This is a genomic window from Spirosoma horti (genome assembly GCF_054776595.1).
Genome location: NZ_BAAHBQ010000003.1, coordinates 811,956 through 831,843 on the forward strand (window position 1 = coordinate 811,956; position 19,888 = coordinate 831,843).

A 19,888-nucleotide genomic window follows, 5' to 3' on the forward strand; every position below is an offset into this window, starting at 1 on the left:
AGTGCGCTGGCGATTCATTCACTCTATCATTCTATCATTCCCAATTAACCTGGGTAGTATAGATGAAAAAGTATCTGGTAACCCTAGTACCCGTGCTGATGCTGAGCTTTCAGCCGGATTCACCATCGAATGGAGCGCCCGGCGTGGATGCGCCCGGCACCTCCGTTAATGCAACGCGTGGTAGCGCGCTATCGTCGCCAACATCGGCAACAGCCACTGGTGATCTCCAGCCTACTATTTCGCAGGAGAAAGTAGAAACGCTCGTGGCGAAGCTGCTGACGACCTATCACTACCGCAAAGTACGACTCAACGACTCGCTGTCGTCTGTTGTTTGGGATAATTACCTGAAAGAAGTAGATGGCAATAAAGCGTATCTACTGGCATCGGATGTGGCCTCGTTTGAGAAATATCGGTACCAGATTGACGATGCGCTTGTCAATGGCGACCTGACGGCGGCTTACGATTTGTTCAATGTGTACAAGAAACGCTACCAGGAGCGCAGCGCTTTCATTAAAGAACAGATCAAAAAACCGTTTACCTTCACCGCCGACGAGACGTTTAACACAGACCGTGAAAAAGCGCCGTGGCCTAAAACGGTAGAAGAACAAAATGACCTGTGGACCAAAATTCTGAAAAATCAGGAGTTGGAACTGCGACTGGGCAACCGGAAAGATAGCGCTGTAGTGGCATTGATGAACCAACGGTACACCAATCTTGACAAAGCGATCAATCGGGTGAAAAGTGCCGATGTATTCCAGATGTACATGAACTCCTTTGCGGAGGCCCTCGACCCACATACGAACTATTTGTCGCCCACCAACGCCGATCGGTTCAACCAGGAAATGAGCCAGTCGCTGGAAGGAATCGGAGCCATGCTTCGCGAAGACGGTGATTACATTCGCATCACGGATGTGTTGCCCGGCGGTCCAGCCTTCAAGAGCAAACTGCTCAACAAAGAGGATAAGATTGCGGGTGTGGCCCAGGGCGACAATGGCCCAATGGTTAACACGATGAACTGGCAGGTCGACGAGGTTGTCAAGCTGATCAAAGGTCCTAAAGGCACCGTTGTTCGCTTACAGGTGCTATCGCCTAACGCGTTGGCAGGAGCCCCACCCAAAGAAATTCGACTGGTGCGTGAGAAGATAAAGCTGGAAGAGCAACGGGCGAAGAAAGAAGTGATCGAGGTGACGGACAACGGGAAGCCGTTTAAAATCGGTGTCATCAACATACCGATGTTCTACCGCGATTTTGAAGGCGCTCGGAAACGGGAAGAAGGCTTCAGCAGCACGACAAGCGACGTGAAGAAATTTGTCGAAGAACTGAAAGGCGAGAAAGTGGATGGCATTGTGATTGACCTTCGCGACAATGGCGGTGGCTCTCTGACCGAAGCCATCGACCTGACCGGCATCTTTATTCCGAAAGGCCCCGTTGTTCAGGTGAAAGAATCAACCGGCGAGACAGAAGTATACTCCGATAAAGATGGTGGTACGGTTGTTTACGATGGCCCATTGGCAGTATTAGTAAACCGGTTTAGTGCTTCGGCATCGGAAATTTTTGCCGCTGCTATTCAGGATTACAAACGGGGTGTCATTGTAGGTGGACAAACGTTCGGAAAAGGAACCGTTCAAACGCTCATCGATCTGAACCAGTGGTTACCCAAAGAGCCTGAAAAAGTTGGTCAGGTAAAAATGACCATCCAGAAGTTCTACCGCATCAACGGTAGCAGCACGCAGCACAAAGGCGTAACGCCGGACATTCAGCTGCCATCGGCTTTCTCAGCAGAGGAATACGGTGAAAGCTCACAGCCAAGCGCTTTACCTTGGGATCAAATCAACACCACCCGGTATGAGCAATCTCGTGGTCTGGACGATAAAATCCTGAGCCGTCTACGTGATCGTTTCGACCAGCGGCTCAAGTCTGATCCGGAGTTAAAGCAACTGGCGCAGGATCTGGCCGACTTTAAGAAAGCGAAAGAGAATACGGTTGTGTCGCTACAGGAAGCAAAGCGCCGGAAAGAGCGTGACGAAGCCGAACGGAAACGGGCCGCAGCCAACAAAGTGTCGCAGGCATCTGCACCAGTAGACGAAACGGGCACTCCGGCTACCCCTACAACAGCCGCAGCTCCCAAGAAGAAAAAAGACCTGTATCTGAATGAAGCAGGCTTGGTGCTGGCAGACTACATTATGGCCGCTCACCTGGCCGTTAATAAATAATCCGGTTATTTCAGTTCTATAAACACAAGAAACGCGCAGCGAACCGTTGCGCGTTTCTTGTGTCAAGACTTTTTGGTCTGGGGCTAATTACGTCAAATCAATTACCCCCAGACCAAAAAATCCGCAAAAATTCAATCGTTATCCAACCTCGATATGTGGTATTTTCTTATCAAACAAGCTATCCTCGACAGGGCACAATCCCAGGCTTTACAAAAGCGGGCGTCACTGACTGAAGTCGAGTTGTTCAATGAACCCTACGAAAACTGGTACGTCTTTTCAGTTGAAAAAGACGCTTATACTTCGTTTATGGATTACCTCGACCGCGACGGTATCTCGTATGAGCTGGCTGCCGACCGCCCCACTCGGGAAGAAATGCTGGAAGGAATGCGTTGACTGAATTAACGGATTTGAGGTTCAGAGCTACTACTTCCCAAAAACAGCTTTGCCCGTCTGAAAAAGCGCCAGGTCAGCAGGACAGCCGCAATACTCAATCCAGCTAATAAACCAATCCAGACACCAACGGCGTCCATACCAAATGGAAACGCCAGCACATAACTTAAAGGCAGGGCAACGATCCAGTAAGAAAATAAGGTGATCAGCGTGGGCACGTTGACATCCGACAAGCCCCGCAAGCCCCCCAGAGCTACCACCTGAACGCCATCGGAAAGTTGAAAAAAACCGGCCATAATAACCAGCGAGGCTGCAATGGCCATCACCTGTGGATTGTCGCGGATATAGAGCGTTACCAGCCAATCGTTGGCGGTCAGGAACACAAGGGCGGTTATACTCATAAAACTTACTGACAATAGGAAAGCCGCTACACCCGCCCGCCAGATACCGTCCCGGCTCGATCGGCCTACAGCGGCACTAACCCGAATGGCAGCCGCCGACGAAATGCCCGTTGCCATCATGTAGGTCACGGAGGCCATATTGATGGCAATCTGGTGAGCCGCCAACTGCGCTTCGCCCAGCCAGCCAACGATAACGACAGCCAGCGAAAAAGTAGCTACCTCAAAGAAAAACGTTAGTCCGCCGGGAATACCCAGCCGTAAAATTGTCCAGGCTTCCGTAGCTGTGGGCAGCGAATTAAATTCCTTTTTCAGGTAAACCCGGAAATTCGGCGTCCGGTATACATACACGAGCATGGCACCAGCCATAAACAAGCGAGACAGAAGCGTAGCCGTTGCCGACCCCATCAGGCCCAATGCCGGAAACGGACCAACGCCTTTGATGAATAAGTAGTTGAACAAGGCATTAATACCAAGTGCCGATAGCGTAATGGCCATGGCCACCCGTGGGTATCGAAGGCCATCACACAACTGACGGGCCGCCACAAAAACCAGCAATGGCAGGAGCGATACGCTCAAAATGAGCATGAAATTACGAGCCAGGCGGGTCACTTCGGGCGTTTGCCCAAACAGACTAAAGTTATAAGCCAGCAGAACTGACAACCCGCCCACCCCAATACTCAGCAACAGAGCAACCCGTAGCCCGGCGCGAAACAGACGATTTACAGCCGCTGGGCCGCCTGCCTGGTTATTGGCCTTTGACACCAAAGCCGCTACCACCGACAATCCCCCTACCCCAATACTCGACATGAGAAAGGAAATTGAGTTGGCCAGTCCGGCAGCACCCAGCGGCAAAGCGCCCAGCAACCGTCCAACAAACAGGTTGTCTGTAACACCCATCAAGACAACGCCTAACTGAGCAATAATTATTGGAATACTCAGGCGAAGCGTATCCGCAAATTCAGCGCGGTAAATGAGCAATAAGCTGGATAGTGGTCGTTGTACACGGAACATTGCGCAAAGGTAGCGCTTATCCAATAGCAACCTTTGCTTCCGGCCAGATGTCGCCGGGCCCTACGCTCGATACCCCTTGCCCCTTGGTCCATTCCTTCGTACTTTTGCTTTCTTTATCATCTATCGGGCAAGCCCTTGAAAGAATACGGCAGTAGTATCCAAAAGCTAGTTGACAATATGGTCAACATTGACGATCGCTCAACCCGAACTCGGTATGCGCATATCCTGATCGAGTTGATGCGGCAAATCCATCCGAACATGAAGGATGGTCAGGACTACTACAATAAATTGTGGGACGACCTGTACATTATGTCCAATTTTACCCTGGATGTCGACAGCCCTTACCCGCCCCCATCGGAAGAAGCGCTGGGCAAGAAACCGCAACGGGTTCCTTATAATACGCATCACCTGAAGTTCAAACATTTCGGCCGAAATGTAGATTTACTGATTGCTAAGGCCGTTTCGCTGGAAGAACCCGACGAACGACGCGCCTTTGTATCCTACCTGACACGGTTGATGCGCACCTTCTATCAAGCCTGGAATAAAGAGTCCGTTGAAGACGAGACCATTTATCAGAGCCTGATCGAACTGTCGAATGGTAAACTCGCCGACGACATAAAACTCATTCGGGAAGAAGGGCTCGTTGAAGCAACGCCCCGTGAGCGCACCGGCGATCAGCCCCAGCGTATTGGAAACAACAACAACTTCCGGAACGATCGGAACCGCGAAGGGGGTATTGGCCAGCAGGGGCGGCCAAATAACCGCAACGACCGGGATAATGGCCCTCGCAACAATAACCGAAACCGCGATGGCGGACCACGCGATGGCGGTAATAACCAGCAGGGACGGTCCAATAACCGGAATGATGGCTCGCAGCGTAATTTTGGCAACCGAAACCGCAACGATCGCGATGGAGGACCACGCGATGGTGGTTCACGCGACAATGGATCACGCAACGACGGACCACCGCGCAGACGGCGATAATTTTTTTCGTGAAGACTGGTTAACGAAGTCTGCCAGACAGGCTCCGTTAACCAGTCTTCGTTTTCTCATTATTCATTATTTCCTAAATGGCATCTTTTCAAATCACAGGCGGGCGTAAACTAAAGGGCGAATTAAATCCGCAGGGCGCTAAAAATGAAGCTCTGCAAATTCTCTGTGCCGTATTACTGACCAAAGAACCCGTTACCATTCACAATATTCCGGGTATTCGGGATGTCAATCAGCTGATCGACCTGCTTGGCGATTTAGGTGTTTGGGTTACCAAGATCGGTGAAAGTTCGTACCGCTTTCAGGCCAGCGACGTTAACCTCGACTACCTCGAAACGGATACATACAAGCGCAAAGCTGCTGCCCTTCGGGGGTCGGTCATGTTGCTTGGCCCCATGCTTGCCCGGTTCAAAAAGGGTCGTATTCCCCGCCCTGGTGGCGATAAAATTGGCCGCCGTCGCCTGGATACCCACTTTTTGGGTTTTGAAAAACTCGGCGCTCAATTCAATTACGATGCCAACGATGGTGGTTACTACCAGGTCGATGCCAGTAATTTACGGGGTACGTACATGCTTCTCGACGAAGCATCCGTAACGGGGACAGCCAATGTGCTTATGGCCGCCGTCATGGCCGAAGGAACAACGCAGATTTACAACGCTGCCTGCGAGCCTTACCTGCAGCAGTTGAGTAAAATGCTCAATTCAATGGGCGCTAAGATTACGGGCGTAGGGTCCAACCTGCTCACCATCGAAGGCGTATCGGAGCTAACGGGCACGGAGCATACGATGCTTCCTGATATGATCGAAATTGGGTCGTTCATTGGCCTTGCCGCCATGACCCAGTCGGAGATTACAATCAAGAACTGCCAGATCCCCGAGTTGGGCATTATTCCCGATCAGTTTAAGCGGTTAGGTATTCAAATGGAGTTTCGGGGTGATGACATCTTTATTCCGGCCCAGGAGCGCTACCAGATCGAAAGCTTTCTGGATGGCGGCATGATGACCGTTTCCGATTCGCCCTGGCCGGGCTTTACCCCCGATCTGTTGAGCATTGTGCTCGTTACGGCCGTTCAGGCGCAAGGTACCCTGCTGATTCACCAGAAAATGTTTGAAAGCCGGCTTTTCTTTGTCGATAAGTTGATCGACATGGGCGCTCAAATCATCCTTTGCGACCCGCACCGGGCAACCGTTGTGGGATTAAATCGCCAAATTCCCCTCAAGGGTATTCGTATGTCATCGCCAGATATCCGGGCGGGTGTAGCACTGCTCATTGCGGCTATGTCGGCGCAGGGCACCAGTATCATCGACAACATCGAACAGATTGACCGGGGCTACCAAAACATCGATACCCGACTCAATGCCATTGGTGCCGAGATTATCCGGCTGTAATTGGTTGACCAGGTATTTTTATTTTTAAATAGGGCAGGAGACTGCTCTATTTTTATTTTACCGGATCAGGCACGGCGGCACAGGAGTTAGAGGGTTCAGCGGAGTCTAACCCAGCGAGCGAAGGCCGTAGCTTAATGGATATTTTCTGTTAAAGTAGTATCAGTCTGGCTTCCTGACTCACTAATTGCCTGGCAGCGACGTACTATCCATTAAACCTTCTGGCACTTTTTTTGTCTTTAGGCTATAGTAGACTTAGTTTAACACCTAAAAATACGTTCTCCCAATGAAAACACTACAAGCCAATTTATCTGTTTGGGCGCTGGCAGCGCTGTTTTCCAGCAGTTCTCTGATTGCCTGTGCACAAGCGACCACTGGTGCAGCAACGGCCAGCACTGCTCAAGCCAGCAGTCCAGCTAAAACAATGTTTTTGACACCCTTGCAACAGACTGTCACAAAAATAAAAAAGCTAGTAGCAACGGGCGACCCGGACTTCGATTATTCCTTTCAGGCCAAACTCCATACCCAGGGGATACAGGATTTACTGAAACAGGAGATTCAGAACGGCAAGGATACTGCGCTGGTAAACCTTGCTAAAGCAATGCTTCCTGCTACCGAAGCTGATGTTACCTTACTGGATGGGACCATGCGGCAGCTAAAACCTACGCGCCCCAATCAGGCATTTACGCAGCAGCAAAGCCGCAATATTGAAGCCATGAACCTGAAGCTGCAACAAACGGGCACCAGTGATAAGCTGACCAGCAACGTAGATTCTAATTTTTCAACGTTGTTGATGGACCAGCGTCAGGATGCAATCGACATGGCGACTACTTACCTGCAATACGGTAATAATGCTACGTTGAAGACGTATGCTCAGCAGATGATCGATAAGGCCAAGCAGCAAATGGCAGCCATGAAAGCGATGCCCGCCACACCTAAGTAAAATTTATCATTGCGCCATGAATGCAGTAGCGTTAGTTTTGATATCGCTAACGTTATTGCATTCATGGAAATAGCTGATTCTTTTGTGCCAACGGCGGGTGTCGTTGGTGTTTTTCCGTTAGTCACGTACTTTTTGTTGATCGTGGCTACGTATGGTTTTCTGGGTACCTTCATTCTTGTCCTAGCTTCACGTACAGGTACGCGTTCGCCCCAGAACCGGAATTTAACGACAATTTTAACGGCCATTATTGCGGCCATCTCCGGTTTTTCTTACTACCGGCTTCAGGACTACTACCACGATGTACTGGCCGATCTGGTAACGGTAGCCAACGCCAGCGACAGGCAGGTACTCCTCCGCGAATCATACAATGCCATTGGCCAATTCCGCTATATGGATTGGGCAATTACGATTCCGCTCCTTCTGATTCAGGTAGCATTGATGGCCAAACGCCAGTCGGCCGTTCGTACACAGACCTTAATTAAACTAGCAGCAGGCAGTTTTTTTATGGTGCTGACGGGCTATATCGGCCATCAACAACTCGCTTTCGATAACGAAATCCTTATTGGCCCTAAGCTACTATGGGGAGCTGTCTCTATGCTTGGATACGGGGTTGTTCTTCAGACTTTGTTTCCGCTCTGGAAACAGGCTATCAGCCAGGCACAGCTCGGTTTATACCCTAAATATCGACTAATTGCCTATGCGCTTGGCATTTTTGGGGTTATTTACCCACTTGGCTACCTCCTGACATGTCTTGATATTGATTTCAACTGGATTCATATTGCTTATATAATTGCCGATGTTACCAGCAAAATCGGAATAGGCCTGATCATCTATTTTACGAACACACCCTCCGACCAAACGAGCGAATGATCCTGTAGCCTTCCTCTCGTTGCTGGTTCTGTTGACAATCTATTGGCCTGCTCCCCTAGCGGAGGGGCCTGACTAACCCGCTTTTTAACAAAGAGAAGAGCCTTATATCCAATCCGTAATAAACTTATACTATGCGTTCTATCTACAGCTCGATTTTCTTTGTCTTGCTTATCCTGCCATTGGCCAGTGCGCAAAATGGTATTGTGGTTTTTCAGTCTGACTTTGGGTTGAAAGACGGAGCTGTATCAGCGATGAAAGGAGTAGCCGTGGGCGTATCACCAAGTCTTACGCTACTGGACCTCACACATGAGATTCCGCCCTATAACATCTGGGAAGCGGCCTATCGGCTCCATCAAACCGTTCCCTATTATCCGAAAGGCACCGTATTTGTTTCCGTTTGCGACCCCGGCGTAGGCACGGAACGACGTTCGGTTGTGCTGCTAACGAAATCCGGGCACTACATCGTAACTCCCGACAACGGTACACTCACCTTGGTGGCCGAACACCTCGGCATCCAGGAAGTTCGGCAGATCGACGAAGCCATTAACCGGCTCAAAAACTCAGGTGCATCCTATACGTTTCATGGCCGCGATGTATATGCGTATACGGCCGCCCGTCTGGCCTCCAAAACCATTACATTTGCGCAGGTGGGGCCTGCGTTAGCCCCCGAAGTTGTTCGCCTTCCCTACCAGAAAGCGGTAAATGAGACAGGTACAATAAAGGGAAATATTCCCGTTCTGGACATTCAATATGGCAACGTGTGGAGCAATATTTCTAAAACTATGATCGATCAGTTGGGAATTAAGCACGGCGAAACGCTGCATGTTCAGATTTTCCATAAAAACGAAAGGCTCTATGACAAGCGCGTTCCGCTGGTCAACACTTTCGGTGAAGCCCCCACCGGCGACGATGTTGGCTATATAAACAGCCTGCTGAATTTCTCCGTTGCCGTAAACCAGGGCAATTTTTCGGAGAAGTATAAGGTGTTCAGCGGCCCAGACTGGACGCTTGTCATTCGTAAATAACGACCGGATAGTAGGTATTTAAACGCTTTGCATCGTACTTAACCGCCGATAAAATCCTTCGTCCAAGGTCAGTAACTCATCGTGGCGACCTCGTTCCACAATACCGCCCTGGTTCACCACCAGAATCTCATCGGCATGTTGAATGGTACTGAGCCGGTGCGCAATGACCAGGGTTGTCCGATTAGCCATCAGGCGTGTTAAGGCCTCCTGTACCAACTTCTCAGATTCTGTATCAAGCGCCGACGTGGCTTCATCGAGAATCAATATCGGTGGATTTTTCAGGATGGCTCGGGCAATGCTGATGCGCTGCCGTTGACCACCCGACAGTTTCCCACCCCTGTCGCCGATGATCGTTTGATAGCCATCCATCTGCGCCACAATGAAATCGTGGGCGTTGGCAATGCGAGCGGCTTCCATTACCTCCGCTTCAGTGGCTGCGCTGCCAAACGCAATGTTGTTGAAAATGGTATCGTTGAACAGAATGCTTTCCTGGGTCACGATACCCATGAGCCCCCGCAGAGAGGCCATCGTACAATCGCGCAGATCGACGCCATCAATAAGAATACGGCCAGCAGTAGGGTCATAAAACCGGGGAATGAGGTCGGCAATGGTTGATTTCCCTCCACCCGACGAGCCAACAAGGGCAATGGTTTTCCCTTTCTGAAGGTCGAACGTAATGTCCCGCAAAACGGGCGTATCAGTGTTGTAAGCAAACGACACCTGTTGCACCGAAATTTTATCCCGAAAGCTGGTCAATGTAGCCGCTCTGGGTTTGTCCTGAACGGCAGGAATGGTATCGATCAATTCCAGCACGCGTTCGCCCGAAGCCAAGCCTCGCTGCGAGCCGCTGAACGCATTGGAAATGTCTTTGGCTGGACGCGTCACCTGCGAGAAAATGGCGATGTACGTTATAAACTCAGAGGCTGTAAGGTCCGACTGTCCGCTCAATATCAGCGACCCGCCATAGAACAAAATACTGGCTACGGCAGCTACGCCGACCACTTCCGAAAACGGCGATGCCAGTTCACGCCGGTTTGCCAGCGAGCGGATGGCGTCGCGATAGCCTTCATTTTCGCGCCGGAATTTGTTCAGAATAAAGCCTTCGGCTACGAACCCTTTTACCACACGCATACCGCCAAACGTTTCGTCCAGCAAACTCACCAGACCACTCAATCGCTGCTGTCCTTCCTGGGCATCACGCTTCATCCGGCGAACCAGCGTCGCAATAAAAACGCCCGAAATCGGGATAACGACAATGGCGAACAGCGTCAGCTTAACCGAAATCGTGAGCAGAGCAATGACGTAGCCAATCAGCAGGAACACTTCTTTCGACGCAGCCGACAGTGTATTGGCGATGGAGTTTTCTACTTCCTGTACGTCGGTTGTCGTGCGTGAGATAAGGTTACCTTTACGCTCGTTGGAGAAGAAGCCCAGATGAAGTTGCAATGTTCGACTAAAGACTGCTTCGCGCAGCGTTGCCACCATACGCGCCTTGAACGACTCTAGCTGCCTGATTGACAGATATTTGAATAAATTATTGAGCAGTACCGACAGGATAATGACAAAGCAGACAAATTGCAGGGCGCCAACTTTACCATATTCCTGAAACACCTGGGCAAAATAATACCGGAAGAAATCGCTGGGCCCTGTTTCGATGGATGGAGCGGGTTGGTTCAGAAACGCCTGCATTTCTTTAGCATCGACCTTATCGAACAAAATGCTGAGCAGCGGGATGAGCAGGGCGAAATTTAACACGCCAAAGACACTGGACAGCAACGACGTTAACACGAACGGCGTCAGGAAGCGGCCCAGTGGTTTGGCAAACGAGAGTAATCGAAGGTATGTTTTCATTCTTCCTGCAAAGGTAATCCGAACCGGGATTTATATGATTGATCTGAAAGACTATGATTTTACTCCCAAAAACACCTTTGGTGAAATTGAGGGTTCGTGCCTAGGTTTGGTACATTAAATAGGCATTTTCAGGGATTGTTATCGACCTACAGGTGTTGTAAAAGAAACGGTCAACGGCCATCTGTCTAACCCATCATCCCCCTACTGACGACGTATGCTTGAATTAACCTTAGTGTCTGCTTTTGTCGGTTACCTGATTTACCTGCGCTATTATGCCGATCAACGGACAAACGCCCAGAAAGAGGCCGAACAACTGCGGGAAGGTATTACACTCTACGAAACAGGCCAATTGGCCAGATCGTTAGCTTACTTCAACAATGCCATTGCCACACGGCCAACATCGGCAGTCGCCTATTTGTACCGCGCCCGGATTTATCGAGATCTGGGCGACCAGCAGGCAGCAATGGCTGATCTGAACCAGGGGAAGAGCTACGACGACAGCATTGCCGAACTTCATTTGGAAAGCGGCCAGATTCACTATCAGCAACAGGATTACACCACGGCGTTTCAGGATTTCGATAAAGCCATTTTTCACACCCACGGCGATATGGCCGAGCCGTACCACTGGCGTGGTTTGGTCCGCCAGCAGCTTCACCAGATGGAGCAGGCCGAGCAGGATATGGCCAAAGCTACTCAACTTGACCAATTGGCAAAAAATAAGCCATTGGCTGCCCCAATTGCACAGAACGGCTTCTTCGATCGGCGATTATTTCTAAACGCAGGTCTGACCGTACTGGCGAGTTCGATCCTGCTGTATCTCATTAAAATAAGCCCGGTTATTCACTGGCCTTACTTATGGGCTGCCTCATCGTCGGTTGGTATTGGGTTTCTTGAGCCTCGAAAAGGCTGGGCTGTGGCTATTTTACAAGCCTTGACGATTCTGGTTGGCTATTATGTGATCGTGGGACCAGACCAACTTAGTACGCATCGGGAGGTCGAAACATTCAGCCTCTATGGGTCTATTGGGCTGACCTTTGCCGGTAGCCTTATTGGTAGTGTTCTACGTAAGGCCCAACGCTGACCGAAGCCTGATTCAGATCCTGCGCCGGAAGAATTATATACGAAAACTATTAAGTGTCAATATCGTTGAACAAGAGTATATACGTAAGTAGGGCAATAACTTGTATGGAAAAATCGACAAAAAAAACTGTTAAGCGCGATATTGTTGTTATTGGCTCATCAGCTGGTGGGCTACCCGCCTTAATGGAGATTGTAGCCGCTTTACCGCCAAACTTCCCAGCGGCCATTTTGATTGTCCAGCACATTCCTTCTTACTCCGTTAGTAACCTGCACCAAATTCTCAATCGGGTGGGTCCTTTACCTGCCTCAGTTGCCAAAGATGGTGAGCTTATTGAACCAGGGAAAATATATGTAGCGGCCCCCGATCATCACTTATTGGTAGAGGACGGCAAAATAGGCGTAAAACGAGGACCTAGAGAAAACAGGTTCCGGCCCTCTGTTGATGCGCTGTTTCGCTCGGCGGCTTACACGTATGGTTCCCGCGTAGTCGGCATTGTACTGTCGGGCGTGTTGGATGATGGCACGTCTGGCCTTTGGTCGGTCAAACGCCTGGGTGGCTTGACGATCATTCAGCAGCCGGAAGACGCCTTGTTTCCACAAATGCCTATTAATGCGCAGGAGCAGGTCGACATTGACTATTCCATCCCAGCGGGTCAAATGGCAGCTTTACTGGCTCAATTAACCGCTGAGCCCGTTAAACCAATTATCAAAATGACCCAGAAGGAACGCAAGCTTCTGGAAATGGAAATTCTTATAGCTGGTCGGGATAACGCCTTTGAAATGGGGATTATTGACATGGGCGAGTTAACACCTTTCACCTGCCCCGAATGTCATGGAGCCCTTACGCAACTTAAAGAAGGCAACATTATTCGGTTCCGCTGCCATACCGGGCACGCCTACACGATCAGTGCATTGTTGTCGGAAGTGACCACCAATGTAGAAGCCATTCTCTGGCAGGCGATGCAAGGACTTGAAGAGACAACGATGCTGTTGACTCGCCTGGGGCAACATTTCGAGAAGTTAAACCATGACGACATTGCTCAGGTCTTTTTTCAGAAATCCAAACTGATCAAAAAGCGTTCTCAGGTGGTTCATGACTCGGTTTTTTCGCAGGAATTATTGAGTGGCGATATAGGATTAACCATCTAGGCCGACGTATAAAACGTAATCAAGGCCGTCTCCGTATTCACCTGTATTATCTAAGGACCTTCGTTGGTCAAGGCCGGTTAACCAGCACACAAGCTAGTTAACCGGTTTTTTCATGTATATGTATCCAACCGTTGGAACGGTTGATGGAACGCGGGTATTTGTGGGCGGTTTCCCTGGTTTTAACCGGGGGCTAATAAAAAATTTATTCGGCGCTTATTTACGTCAAATCAAGTAACCCCGCTGTTGCAAAAGCCTTCACGCAAAGTCGCTCGATCTAATTGATTGGCCAGAAGAGATTCTCTCAAACGATTTCCCCAATTTTATATACCTAAGATTTGTAGGTATATAAAATTCTTTTGTACGTTTGGACCATGAACGCTTCGTCTACTTCCTCCTTACTAAAAGGTAGCCTCTCGGTGATGATTTTGCGATTACTCGAAGACCGGGAGAAGATGTACGGCTATGAGATTACGCAAAAGGTAAAAGAACTGACGGCTGGTGAGATGGCCATTACGGAAGGCGCACTGTATCCCGCGTTGCACAAACTTGAAGCAGACGGCCTGCTTACCACGGAAACGCAGGTGGTGGATGGAAGAGCCCGCAAATATTACTCGCTCACCAAAACCGGCCATACGGAAGCCGCCGGGCGCATTGCCGAGCTAACGGCGTTTTTAGAAAATCTGAATTTGGTCCTTAACCTTAAACCGAGTTTATAACGATGCTCACCTCCGCCCAACTTTCAACTATTGACCAGCACCTTCGCAAAGAAAACTGGCTGCTCAATGAAGACTTAATTGCTGAACTTACTGATCATTACATACAGGGAATTAGTGAACGGCTAGACCAAGGCATGGAGTTCTCTGTAGCACTTCGTGACATCCATACTGGCTTTGGCGGGCGTAAGGGATTACTAAAAATGGAGCGGCACTATAACAGAGTGACGTATAGACAGTATGACACTCTTTTTATGAAGATTGCCCAGCAACAAAACCGATGGCCATACTTACTGACACCGGTATCAATTTATGCAATAGTATTCTGGGCAACGACCCACACATCCAGACCCATTTCTTTTTCATTCAATAGTTTACTATGCAGTTTTGCACTGGGTTCTATAGGTGGTCTTTTAATCCAGTTCTTTCGATTACTATTCCAACAGGGTATCTATAATCGAAATATATCTTATAAGGCAATTTATTTAGCCACCCGGTTCCTGCCCATAACCATATTTCTGTATGGGTTTATTGCTGCATTGACTAACTGGGCTCACCTATTTCCACCCTATGTTTATGAGGGTACGTTGTCGGCCTGTGTATCTATAGCTGTAGTCTATATGGTAGCTTATAGCCATTTTCACAAAGCTATATTTAAACCATCGATCAATAATTAAACAGTAATTGGGGATCGCTATTCAGCCTGAAAGTAGAATCGTTTACGGAATAAAAAACTTTACACTATAGTCTAACTTGATGCTAGCCCTTCATACAATTTCCAATACTCTCCCGCTACAGCTGGCCAGCTAAACCCGGCGGCCCGACGACGCAATCGGTCTTCGCGCAGGGGGTTTTGGCCAAAGTCGTGCAGGCCATCATGGAGAACTTTGGCCATGTTCTCCGGCTCGAAGTTTTCGAAATAATAGGCTTCCTTGCCGCCAACTTCGGGCAAGCTAGTTCGATCCGAAATGAACACTGGCTTCCCAAACGTCATCGCTTCGGCCACGGGCAAGCCAAATCCTTCGGAGAGGGAAGGGAACAAAAACGCTTCGCAGTGGGCATAGAGCCATAATTTGGTCGCTTCATCGACCGAACCGGGCAACAGTAAGCGGTCGGCAATGCCGAGCTTCTGGGCTTGCTCGCGAATGTGCTGGGCGTATGAATGACGGTCCGGGCCCGCTAAAACCAACCGATAGTCGGGAAAGGCTTCGAGCAGGGGTAGCAGCGTATGAACGTTCTTTTTCGGGTGAATGACCCCAACGAAGAGCAAAAAAGGCGACTGAGTAAACGAACGAATGGGCGCATCGGCAGGTACCGACTCCGCAGGAATGTCGGTTGGCGCGTTTTTCGGATCGACGGCAACACCATTATAGATGACGTGTATAGGCTTGGATGCTGGAATACGAAGATGCTCTTTCACCGTCGATGCCGTGAAGTGGGAAATAGCCGTTAACGCCGTAGCTCGATCAACAATCCGTTGACTGTGGGCCAGTTTACGCGCTTTTTTCCCGGCTGAATAATCAGACCGTTCCAGAAAATTCAGGTCATGAATGGTCATGATTAATTTCCCCTGCGATTGACCCGGCAAATAGTCTGAATCCTGATGCAGACAGTGCCATGCATCATACCGACCCCGAATCCAGAGCTTCTGTAACCAGGACGCTTCAATATACGCCACCGAGTCACCAAAAATACCCGTCTGCCCTTTTGGCACCAGAAAGGTCAACGCCCACCCATCGGGCCGCTGTCGAATGAGTTCGTGGCCAAGATGCAGGCAGACCTGGCCTAACCCACTATTGAGGTCGCGCAGACGTTCGGCGTCGATAAAGAGAGAAGGCATAGCGTCGTCTAGTTTTGACAAAATTGGGGAAATTTGATGGCACCCCACCAAATAAATTCAGAACGATCATGGCAAAGCTCCGATGTGGAGCTGTCTCACGATCATTCATAAGAAAAAGTCACCGAAGCCTCATTCTCCACAAAACTCCTGACACATGAATCATGGTTCAGGGCTTATCTTTGTTGCATGACTTTACAAAATGACTTATTACTCCGCACCGCACGGGGCGAGTTGACCGAGCGAGTACCGGTCTGGATGATGCGTCAGGCTGGGCGTGTGCTTCCTCAGTACCGGGCCGTTCGGGAGCGGGCCGGGAGTTTCATCACGCTGGCCAAAACCCCTGAACTAGCCGCTGAAGTGACCATTCAGCCGGTCGATGCGTTCGATGTGGATGCCGCTATTATTTTCTCCGATATTCTGGTCGTGCCCGAAGCAATGGGCCTGCCTTATGAAATGATCGAAAGCCGGGGGCCCGTTTTCCCATCGACGGTACGAAACCAGGCCGATCTGAGCCGGTTGCGCATTGCCGATGCCGAAAGCGATCTGGGCTATGTGCTCGATGCTATCAAACTCACGAAGAAAGAGCTGAATAACCGCGTGCCGCTCATTGGCTTTGCCGGAGCGCCCTTCACTATTTTCTGTTACATGACCGAAGGCAAAGGCTCAAAAACCTTTTCGGTCGCCAAGAAATTGCTCTATACTGACCCAAATTTTGCCCACGCGCTACTGCAGCAAATCACCGACAGTACGATCGCCTATTTGCAGGCGCAGATACGGGCGGGTGTTGATCTGGTCCAGATTTTTGATTCATGGGCGGGCATTCTCTCCCCCGAGCAATACCGGACGTTCTCCCTTCCCTACATCAAACAGATCTGCGACTTAATTACAGACGTTCCGGTAACTGTTTTTGCCAAAGGCGCTTTCTTCGCTCGCCACGAAATTGGGCAGTTAAGCTGTGATGTCGTCGGATTGGACTGGAACATGGACCCCAAAGAATCGCGGGAGCTGATCCCGGATCGGGTTTTGCAGGGTAACCTGGACCCTTGTGTGCTGTACGCCGATTTTGCCCAGATTCGGGCCGAAGTGAAGCAGATGTTCAGTGATTTTGGCCATCAACACTATATTGCCAATCTTGGCCACGGTATTTATCCCGATACCGACCCAGACAAAGCCCGCTGTTTTGTCGATGCCGTGAAAGAAATGTAGCGAAGTAGCGTGGTGGTGCGGCATACCGACCTCTGGTCCGCGTTGCCACGCCACCACGTTATAATACTGTTACAAACTTTCTTTTGCTTCCTGTTTAAGCAATGCCTTATCAATAGGCACAACGCCAACCGATTCACAAACCAGTCCTCCGCCCAGGTTCGATAGGCCGGCAATGATACTGGGTGGCTGTTTCAACGCTACGCAACAGGCAGCAATGCTGATGACCGTGTCACCGGCTCCCGACACGTCGGCTATTTTGCGAATGTGAGCGGGCAGCTTTAGTTTCTCATTGTTATAATCAATGAAGGCCCCCCGCTCCGATAAGGTAATCAGGGCGCCTTTGAGGTTCAGCGTTTCCTTCAACTGCTCGACCACAGCCTGGAATTCCTCAGCATTATCGACATCGAAGTCTACTTTTAACCCCTCCCGCAGTTCTTTTAGGTTCGGCTTGAAAAGTGTCGTATTCTGGTATGACAGGAAATTGCGTTTTTTAGGGTCAACCACCGTAGGAACCCGCTGTTCATTAGCGAAGTTGGTGATCTCGGCAATGGCTTCTTTACTTAGCACTCCTTTGTCGTAATCTTCAAAAATAACGACATGGCAACTTGGAATAAGCTCTTTCGCTTTAGCAATCAGTTGTTCCCGCTCATCGGTAGTGATGTATTTGTCCGTTTCCGTGTCGACGCGAACCACCTGCTGAGACCCAGCAATGATCCGTTCCTTGATGGTGGTAATGCGGGATTTGCTCCGGATAAGTCCATCGCAATTCAGGCCCCGATCACAAAGCTCTTGTTCCAGCAGATCGCCCGGACCATCCGTACCGATAATCGAACAAATAATAGCTTCGGCACCCAATGCCTGCACATTCAGCAGCACGTTGCCGGCGCCCCCCAGGCGCCGTTCGCGCCGGTCGACCGTTACCACGGGAACGGGTGCTTCGGGCGAAATCCGCTCCACACGCCCCCAGACGTAGGAGTCAAGCATAACATCGCCAATAATCAACACACGAAGTTTGTCGAACTGATCGAACAGTTCATCAAGGGACATATCTAAGACCATCAGGTCGCGAGCAGGACTCATAGGTGCAGCAGGATTGGTATAATACAAATAAACGAAACACGAACGCCTTTTCCGAAAGGACAGGATCTCTTCGAGTTAACGGGAAAATTACTGTCTATCAATAAAGTACAGCAGCAAATCAGGTTTAAAAAACAACAGGATTACGGGCAATGTCAAACTAACCGCTAGCCAGACCAGGGATTTTGGTAACACAATCGACTCCGATACGTCGGTTTGCGCGGCCATCGGACGAAAAAAGAGCAGGAAGGGAATCTTCAGATAATAAACCAATGAAATCAGGGCATTCAGTAATCCTAATACAAACAGCGCCAGTAGCCAGTTATCACCCGTTTGCTGGTAAGCTTCATAAAGTGCCGAAAAAGATAAGAGCTTTGCCGTAAACCCAACTGTTGGCGGCAATCCCGTCAGGCCCAGCATCACCACCGTCAGGGCAATAGATAACAGCGGTTGCTTTGGTCCCAGACCGGCAAAATTACGGATTGTAAGCGGTTCGTTTTTCGGAACTCCGGTGCTACGTGCCAGCAAATCAACCAGAAAAAAAGCCGCCAGCGACATAAACAGATAGGTTCCCACGTAGAATAAAACAGCCACGAAACCCGCGTTGCTCAGCGCCACCACGCCCACCAGCAGAAACCCGGCATGGGCAATGGTCGAGTAAGCCAGCAGCCGTTTGGCATCCGTTTGCCGAAGTGCCGACAGGTTACCGATCAAAATACCCGCCAAGGCCAGCACGGCCAATGGTGTTTGCAGAACGGACGCTGTTGTTCCCCCCATTCCCGATTCGGCGGGCAGAGCCGTTATTACCCGCATCAGCACCAGAACGGCGGCCGCTTTTGGGCCAACCGAAAAGAACGCAGCGACGGGTACGGGAGCAGCTTCATAGGCATCGGGCGTCCATATATGAAAAGGCACCCCGGCCAGCTTGAACAACAACCCAGCCGCCGTAAGCAACATGGCGACGGCCACCACCGAACCATCCTGACGAGCGAGTTCGGCCCCAAAGGCATCCGCCGTCAGATCGAGTGTGCCGGTCATTCCATACAATAAGGACATGCCATACAGCATAATTGCTGAACTGACAGCCCCGAACAAGAGGTATTTAATGCCGCCTTCCGATGCTTTCCGGCTGGTGGTGAGTGCAGTAAGCAAGTAGGAACAAATAGACACTAGTTCGATGCTCAAATAAATACTGAGCATATTGACCGACATAGCCATCAGAAACAGCCCCAGCACCATGGCGACCAGCAGTGAATACCACTCGAACGGCAGTCCGGATCGCTGGGCCGAACCAATGCCAGACGTAACCTGGCGGGCTTGTCTTATTTCTTCCTGCTGAAAGGACAAAAACTCATACAGAATAACCAGTATGGCCCCTAATGCAACAATTGCCTGTATGAAAATAGCCTGATCATCGACAAACAATACCTTCATGAATAGGAAACCCCGCACGGGCAGGTACACAGCCCAAAGACCCGCCACCAGCAAAACAACAACACTCAATCCAGCCAGATAACGACGTACCATTGGCAGCGGCATAACCCGAACAAAAATCAATTCGGCGATTAGCAGCAGGCAAAAGGATACGGATAGCCAGATTTCAGGACCAAAGCCCCGGAGGCTACTGAGAATGTCGGTGAGTTGATCAGTAAGTGGCAACTTGTGAATGATGAATTGTGAATGATACAGAATGAATGAGCAGCACCTACCGTGTAACTCATTCATTCTGTATCATTTTTCATTA

At 49.9% G+C, this 19,888-nt stretch carries 17 protein-coding genes; 12 read left to right on the forward strand and 5 right to left on the reverse strand.

All coding sequences use genetic code 11. The features are described from left to right. Nucleotides 1-62: 62 nt before the first annotated feature. Nucleotides 63-2,213, forward strand: a complete 2,151-nt coding sequence (locus tag ACYVAM_RS11125; RefSeq protein WP_461066864.1) for a carboxy terminal-processing peptidase — start codon at nt 63-65, stop codon at nt 2,211-2,213. 153 nt (nt 2,214-2,366) lie between these two features. Further along, nucleotides 2,367-2,606, forward strand: a complete 240-nt coding sequence (locus ACYVAM_RS11130; RefSeq protein ID WP_461066866.1) for a hypothetical protein — start codon at nt 2,367-2,369, stop codon at nt 2,604-2,606. Between the two features lie 5 nt (nt 2,607-2,611). Here ACYVAM_RS11130 and ACYVAM_RS11135 read toward each other — a convergent pair whose 3' ends face one another. Continuing rightward, nucleotides 2,612-4,015: an MATE family efflux transporter gene (locus ACYVAM_RS11135; protein ID WP_461066867.1), complete on the reverse strand. Its 1,404-nt coding sequence runs from the start codon at nt 4,013-4,015 to the stop codon at nt 2,612-2,614. A 135-nt stretch (nt 4,016-4,150) separates the two neighbouring features. On the opposite strand from ACYVAM_RS11135, the gene ACYVAM_RS11140 reads away from it, so the two are divergent. The 5 genes from ACYVAM_RS11140 to ACYVAM_RS11160 all read left to right on the forward strand — a co-directional run bounded on the left by ACYVAM_RS11140 (nt 4,151) and on the right by ACYVAM_RS11160 (nt 9,228). Then, entirely contained in the window at nt 4,151-4,999 is an 849-nt protein-coding gene (locus ACYVAM_RS11140) for a DUF4290 domain-containing protein (RefSeq protein ID WP_461066869.1), read from the forward strand. 86 nt (nt 5,000-5,085) lie between these two features. Next, nucleotides 5,086-6,393 carry a UDP-N-acetylglucosamine 1-carboxyvinyltransferase gene (gene murA, locus ACYVAM_RS11145; RefSeq protein ID WP_461066871.1) on the forward strand — a complete coding sequence of 436 codons (1,308 nt, stop codon included), beginning with the start codon at nt 5,086-5,088 and terminating at the stop codon, nt 6,391-6,393. 283 nt (nt 6,394-6,676) lie between these two features. Next, entirely contained in the window at nt 6,677-7,333 is a 657-nt protein-coding gene (locus ACYVAM_RS11150) for a DUF305 domain-containing protein (protein ID WP_461066873.1), read from the forward strand. A 63-nt stretch (nt 7,334-7,396) separates the two neighbouring features. Beyond that, on the forward strand, nt 7,397-8,203 hold the full coding sequence (locus ACYVAM_RS11155; RefSeq protein ID WP_461066875.1) for a bacteriorhodopsin: 807 nt from the start codon (nt 7,397-7,399) through the stop codon (nt 8,201-8,203). Nucleotides 8,204-8,334: 131 nt separating this feature from the next. Continuing rightward, nucleotides 8,335-9,228: an SAM hydrolase/SAM-dependent halogenase family protein gene (locus ACYVAM_RS11160; RefSeq protein ID WP_461066877.1), complete on the forward strand. Its 894-nt coding sequence runs from the start codon at nt 8,335-8,337 to the stop codon at nt 9,226-9,228. An 18-nt stretch (nt 9,229-9,246) separates the two neighbouring features. Here ACYVAM_RS11160 and ACYVAM_RS11165 read toward each other — a convergent pair whose 3' ends face one another. Next, nucleotides 9,247-11,079 (reverse strand): ABC transporter ATP-binding protein, encoded by a 1,833-nt coding sequence (locus ACYVAM_RS11165; RefSeq protein ID WP_461066879.1) that lies wholly within the window; start codon nt 11,077-11,079, stop codon nt 9,247-9,249. Nucleotides 11,080-11,293: 214 nt separating this feature from the next. Here ACYVAM_RS11165 and ACYVAM_RS11170 point away from each other — a divergent pair, with 214 nt between their 5' ends. From ACYVAM_RS11170 to ACYVAM_RS11185, 4 genes are all read left to right on the forward strand, one after another. After that, on the forward strand, nt 11,294-12,160 hold the full coding sequence (locus ACYVAM_RS11170) for a tetratricopeptide repeat protein (RefSeq protein WP_461066881.1): 867 nt from the start codon (nt 11,294-11,296) through the stop codon (nt 12,158-12,160). Between the two features lie 104 nt (nt 12,161-12,264). Then, nucleotides 12,265-13,308: a chemotaxis protein CheB gene (locus ACYVAM_RS11175; protein ID WP_461066883.1), complete on the forward strand. Its 1,044-nt coding sequence runs from the start codon at nt 12,265-12,267 to the stop codon at nt 13,306-13,308. A gap of 371 nt (nt 13,309-13,679) precedes the next feature. Beyond that, entirely contained in the window at nt 13,680-14,024 is a 345-nt protein-coding gene (locus ACYVAM_RS11180) for a PadR family transcriptional regulator (protein ID WP_461066885.1), read from the forward strand. Nucleotides 14,025-14,026: 2 nt separating this feature from the next. Then, nucleotides 14,027-14,698, forward strand: coding sequence for a hypothetical protein (locus ACYVAM_RS11185; RefSeq protein ID WP_461066887.1), 672 nt, complete (start codon nt 14,027-14,029; stop codon nt 14,696-14,698). Between the two features lie 71 nt (nt 14,699-14,769). Here ACYVAM_RS11185 and ACYVAM_RS11190 read toward each other — a convergent pair whose 3' ends face one another. Continuing rightward, a complete protein-coding gene (locus ACYVAM_RS11190) occupies nt 14,770-15,861 on the reverse strand; it encodes a glycosyltransferase family 4 protein (RefSeq protein ID WP_461066889.1) in 1,092 nt (363 codons plus the stop codon). Nucleotides 15,862-16,047: 186 nt separating this feature from the next. Between ACYVAM_RS11190 and hemE the strand changes: the two genes are divergently transcribed. Then, the gene (gene hemE, locus ACYVAM_RS11195; protein ID WP_461066891.1) at nt 16,048-17,067 is read left to right on the forward strand and encodes a uroporphyrinogen decarboxylase; all 1,020 of its coding nucleotides are present in this window, start codon (nt 16,048-16,050) and stop codon (nt 17,065-17,067) included. 69 nt (nt 17,068-17,136) lie between these two features. On the opposite strand, the gene ACYVAM_RS11200 is transcribed toward hemE, so the two are convergent. Together ACYVAM_RS11200 and ACYVAM_RS11205 are read right to left on the reverse strand one after the other, a co-directional pair. Continuing rightward, entirely contained in the window at nt 17,137-18,126 is a 990-nt protein-coding gene (locus ACYVAM_RS11200; RefSeq protein WP_461067072.1) for a bifunctional heptose 7-phosphate kinase/heptose 1-phosphate adenyltransferase, read from the reverse strand. A gap of 108 nt (nt 18,127-18,234) precedes the next feature. After that, complete coding sequence (locus ACYVAM_RS11205) at nt 18,235-19,803, reverse strand: NADH-quinone oxidoreductase subunit N (RefSeq protein WP_461067074.1); 1,569 nt, start codon at nt 19,801-19,803, stop codon at nt 18,235-18,237. Between the last annotated feature and the right edge of the window lie 85 nt (nt 19,804-19,888).

Excerpts from the sequence above, each read along its gene's own strand:
- ACYVAM_RS11180 (WP_461066885.1), top strand. The coding sequence starts at position 13,680 with ATGAACGCTTCGTCTACTTCCTCCTTACTAAAAGGTAGCCTCTCGGTG.
- ACYVAM_RS11165 (WP_461066879.1), bottom strand. The coding sequence starts at position 11,079 with ATGAAAACATACCTTCGATTACTCTCGTTTGCCAAACCACTGGGCCGC.
- ACYVAM_RS11200 (WP_461067072.1), bottom strand. The coding sequence starts at position 18,126 with ATGGTCTTAGATATGTCCCTTGATGAACTGTTCGATCAGTTCGACAAA.
- ACYVAM_RS11135 (WP_461066867.1), bottom strand. The coding sequence starts at position 4,015 with ATGTTCCGTGTACAACGACCACTATCCAGCTTATTGCTCATTTACCGC.
- ACYVAM_RS11160 (WP_461066877.1), top strand. The coding sequence starts at position 8,335 with ATGCGTTCTATCTACAGCTCGATTTTCTTTGTCTTGCTTATCCTGCCA.
- ACYVAM_RS11170 (WP_461066881.1), top strand. The coding sequence starts at position 11,294 with ATGCTTGAATTAACCTTAGTGTCTGCTTTTGTCGGTTACCTGATTTAC.
- ACYVAM_RS11190 (WP_461066889.1), bottom strand. The coding sequence starts at position 15,861 with ATGCCTTCTCTCTTTATCGACGCCGAACGTCTGCGCGACCTCAATAGT.
- ACYVAM_RS11175 (WP_461066883.1), top strand. The coding sequence starts at position 12,265 with ATGGAAAAATCGACAAAAAAAACTGTTAAGCGCGATATTGTTGTTATT.
- ACYVAM_RS11185 (WP_461066887.1), top strand. The coding sequence starts at position 14,027 with ATGCTCACCTCCGCCCAACTTTCAACTATTGACCAGCACCTTCGCAAA.
- ACYVAM_RS11155 (WP_461066875.1), top strand. The coding sequence starts at position 7,397 with ATGGAAATAGCTGATTCTTTTGTGCCAACGGCGGGTGTCGTTGGTGTT.
- hemE (WP_461066891.1), top strand. The coding sequence starts at position 16,048 with ATGACTTTACAAAATGACTTATTACTCCGCACCGCACGGGGCGAGTTG.
- ACYVAM_RS11125 (WP_461066864.1), top strand. The coding sequence starts at position 63 with ATGAAAAAGTATCTGGTAACCCTAGTACCCGTGCTGATGCTGAGCTTT.
- ACYVAM_RS11130 (WP_461066866.1), top strand. The coding sequence starts at position 2,367 with ATGTGGTATTTTCTTATCAAACAAGCTATCCTCGACAGGGCACAATCC.
- ACYVAM_RS11150 (WP_461066873.1), top strand. The coding sequence starts at position 6,677 with ATGAAAACACTACAAGCCAATTTATCTGTTTGGGCGCTGGCAGCGCTG.
- murA (WP_461066871.1), top strand. The coding sequence starts at position 5,086 with ATGGCATCTTTTCAAATCACAGGCGGGCGTAAACTAAAGGGCGAATTA.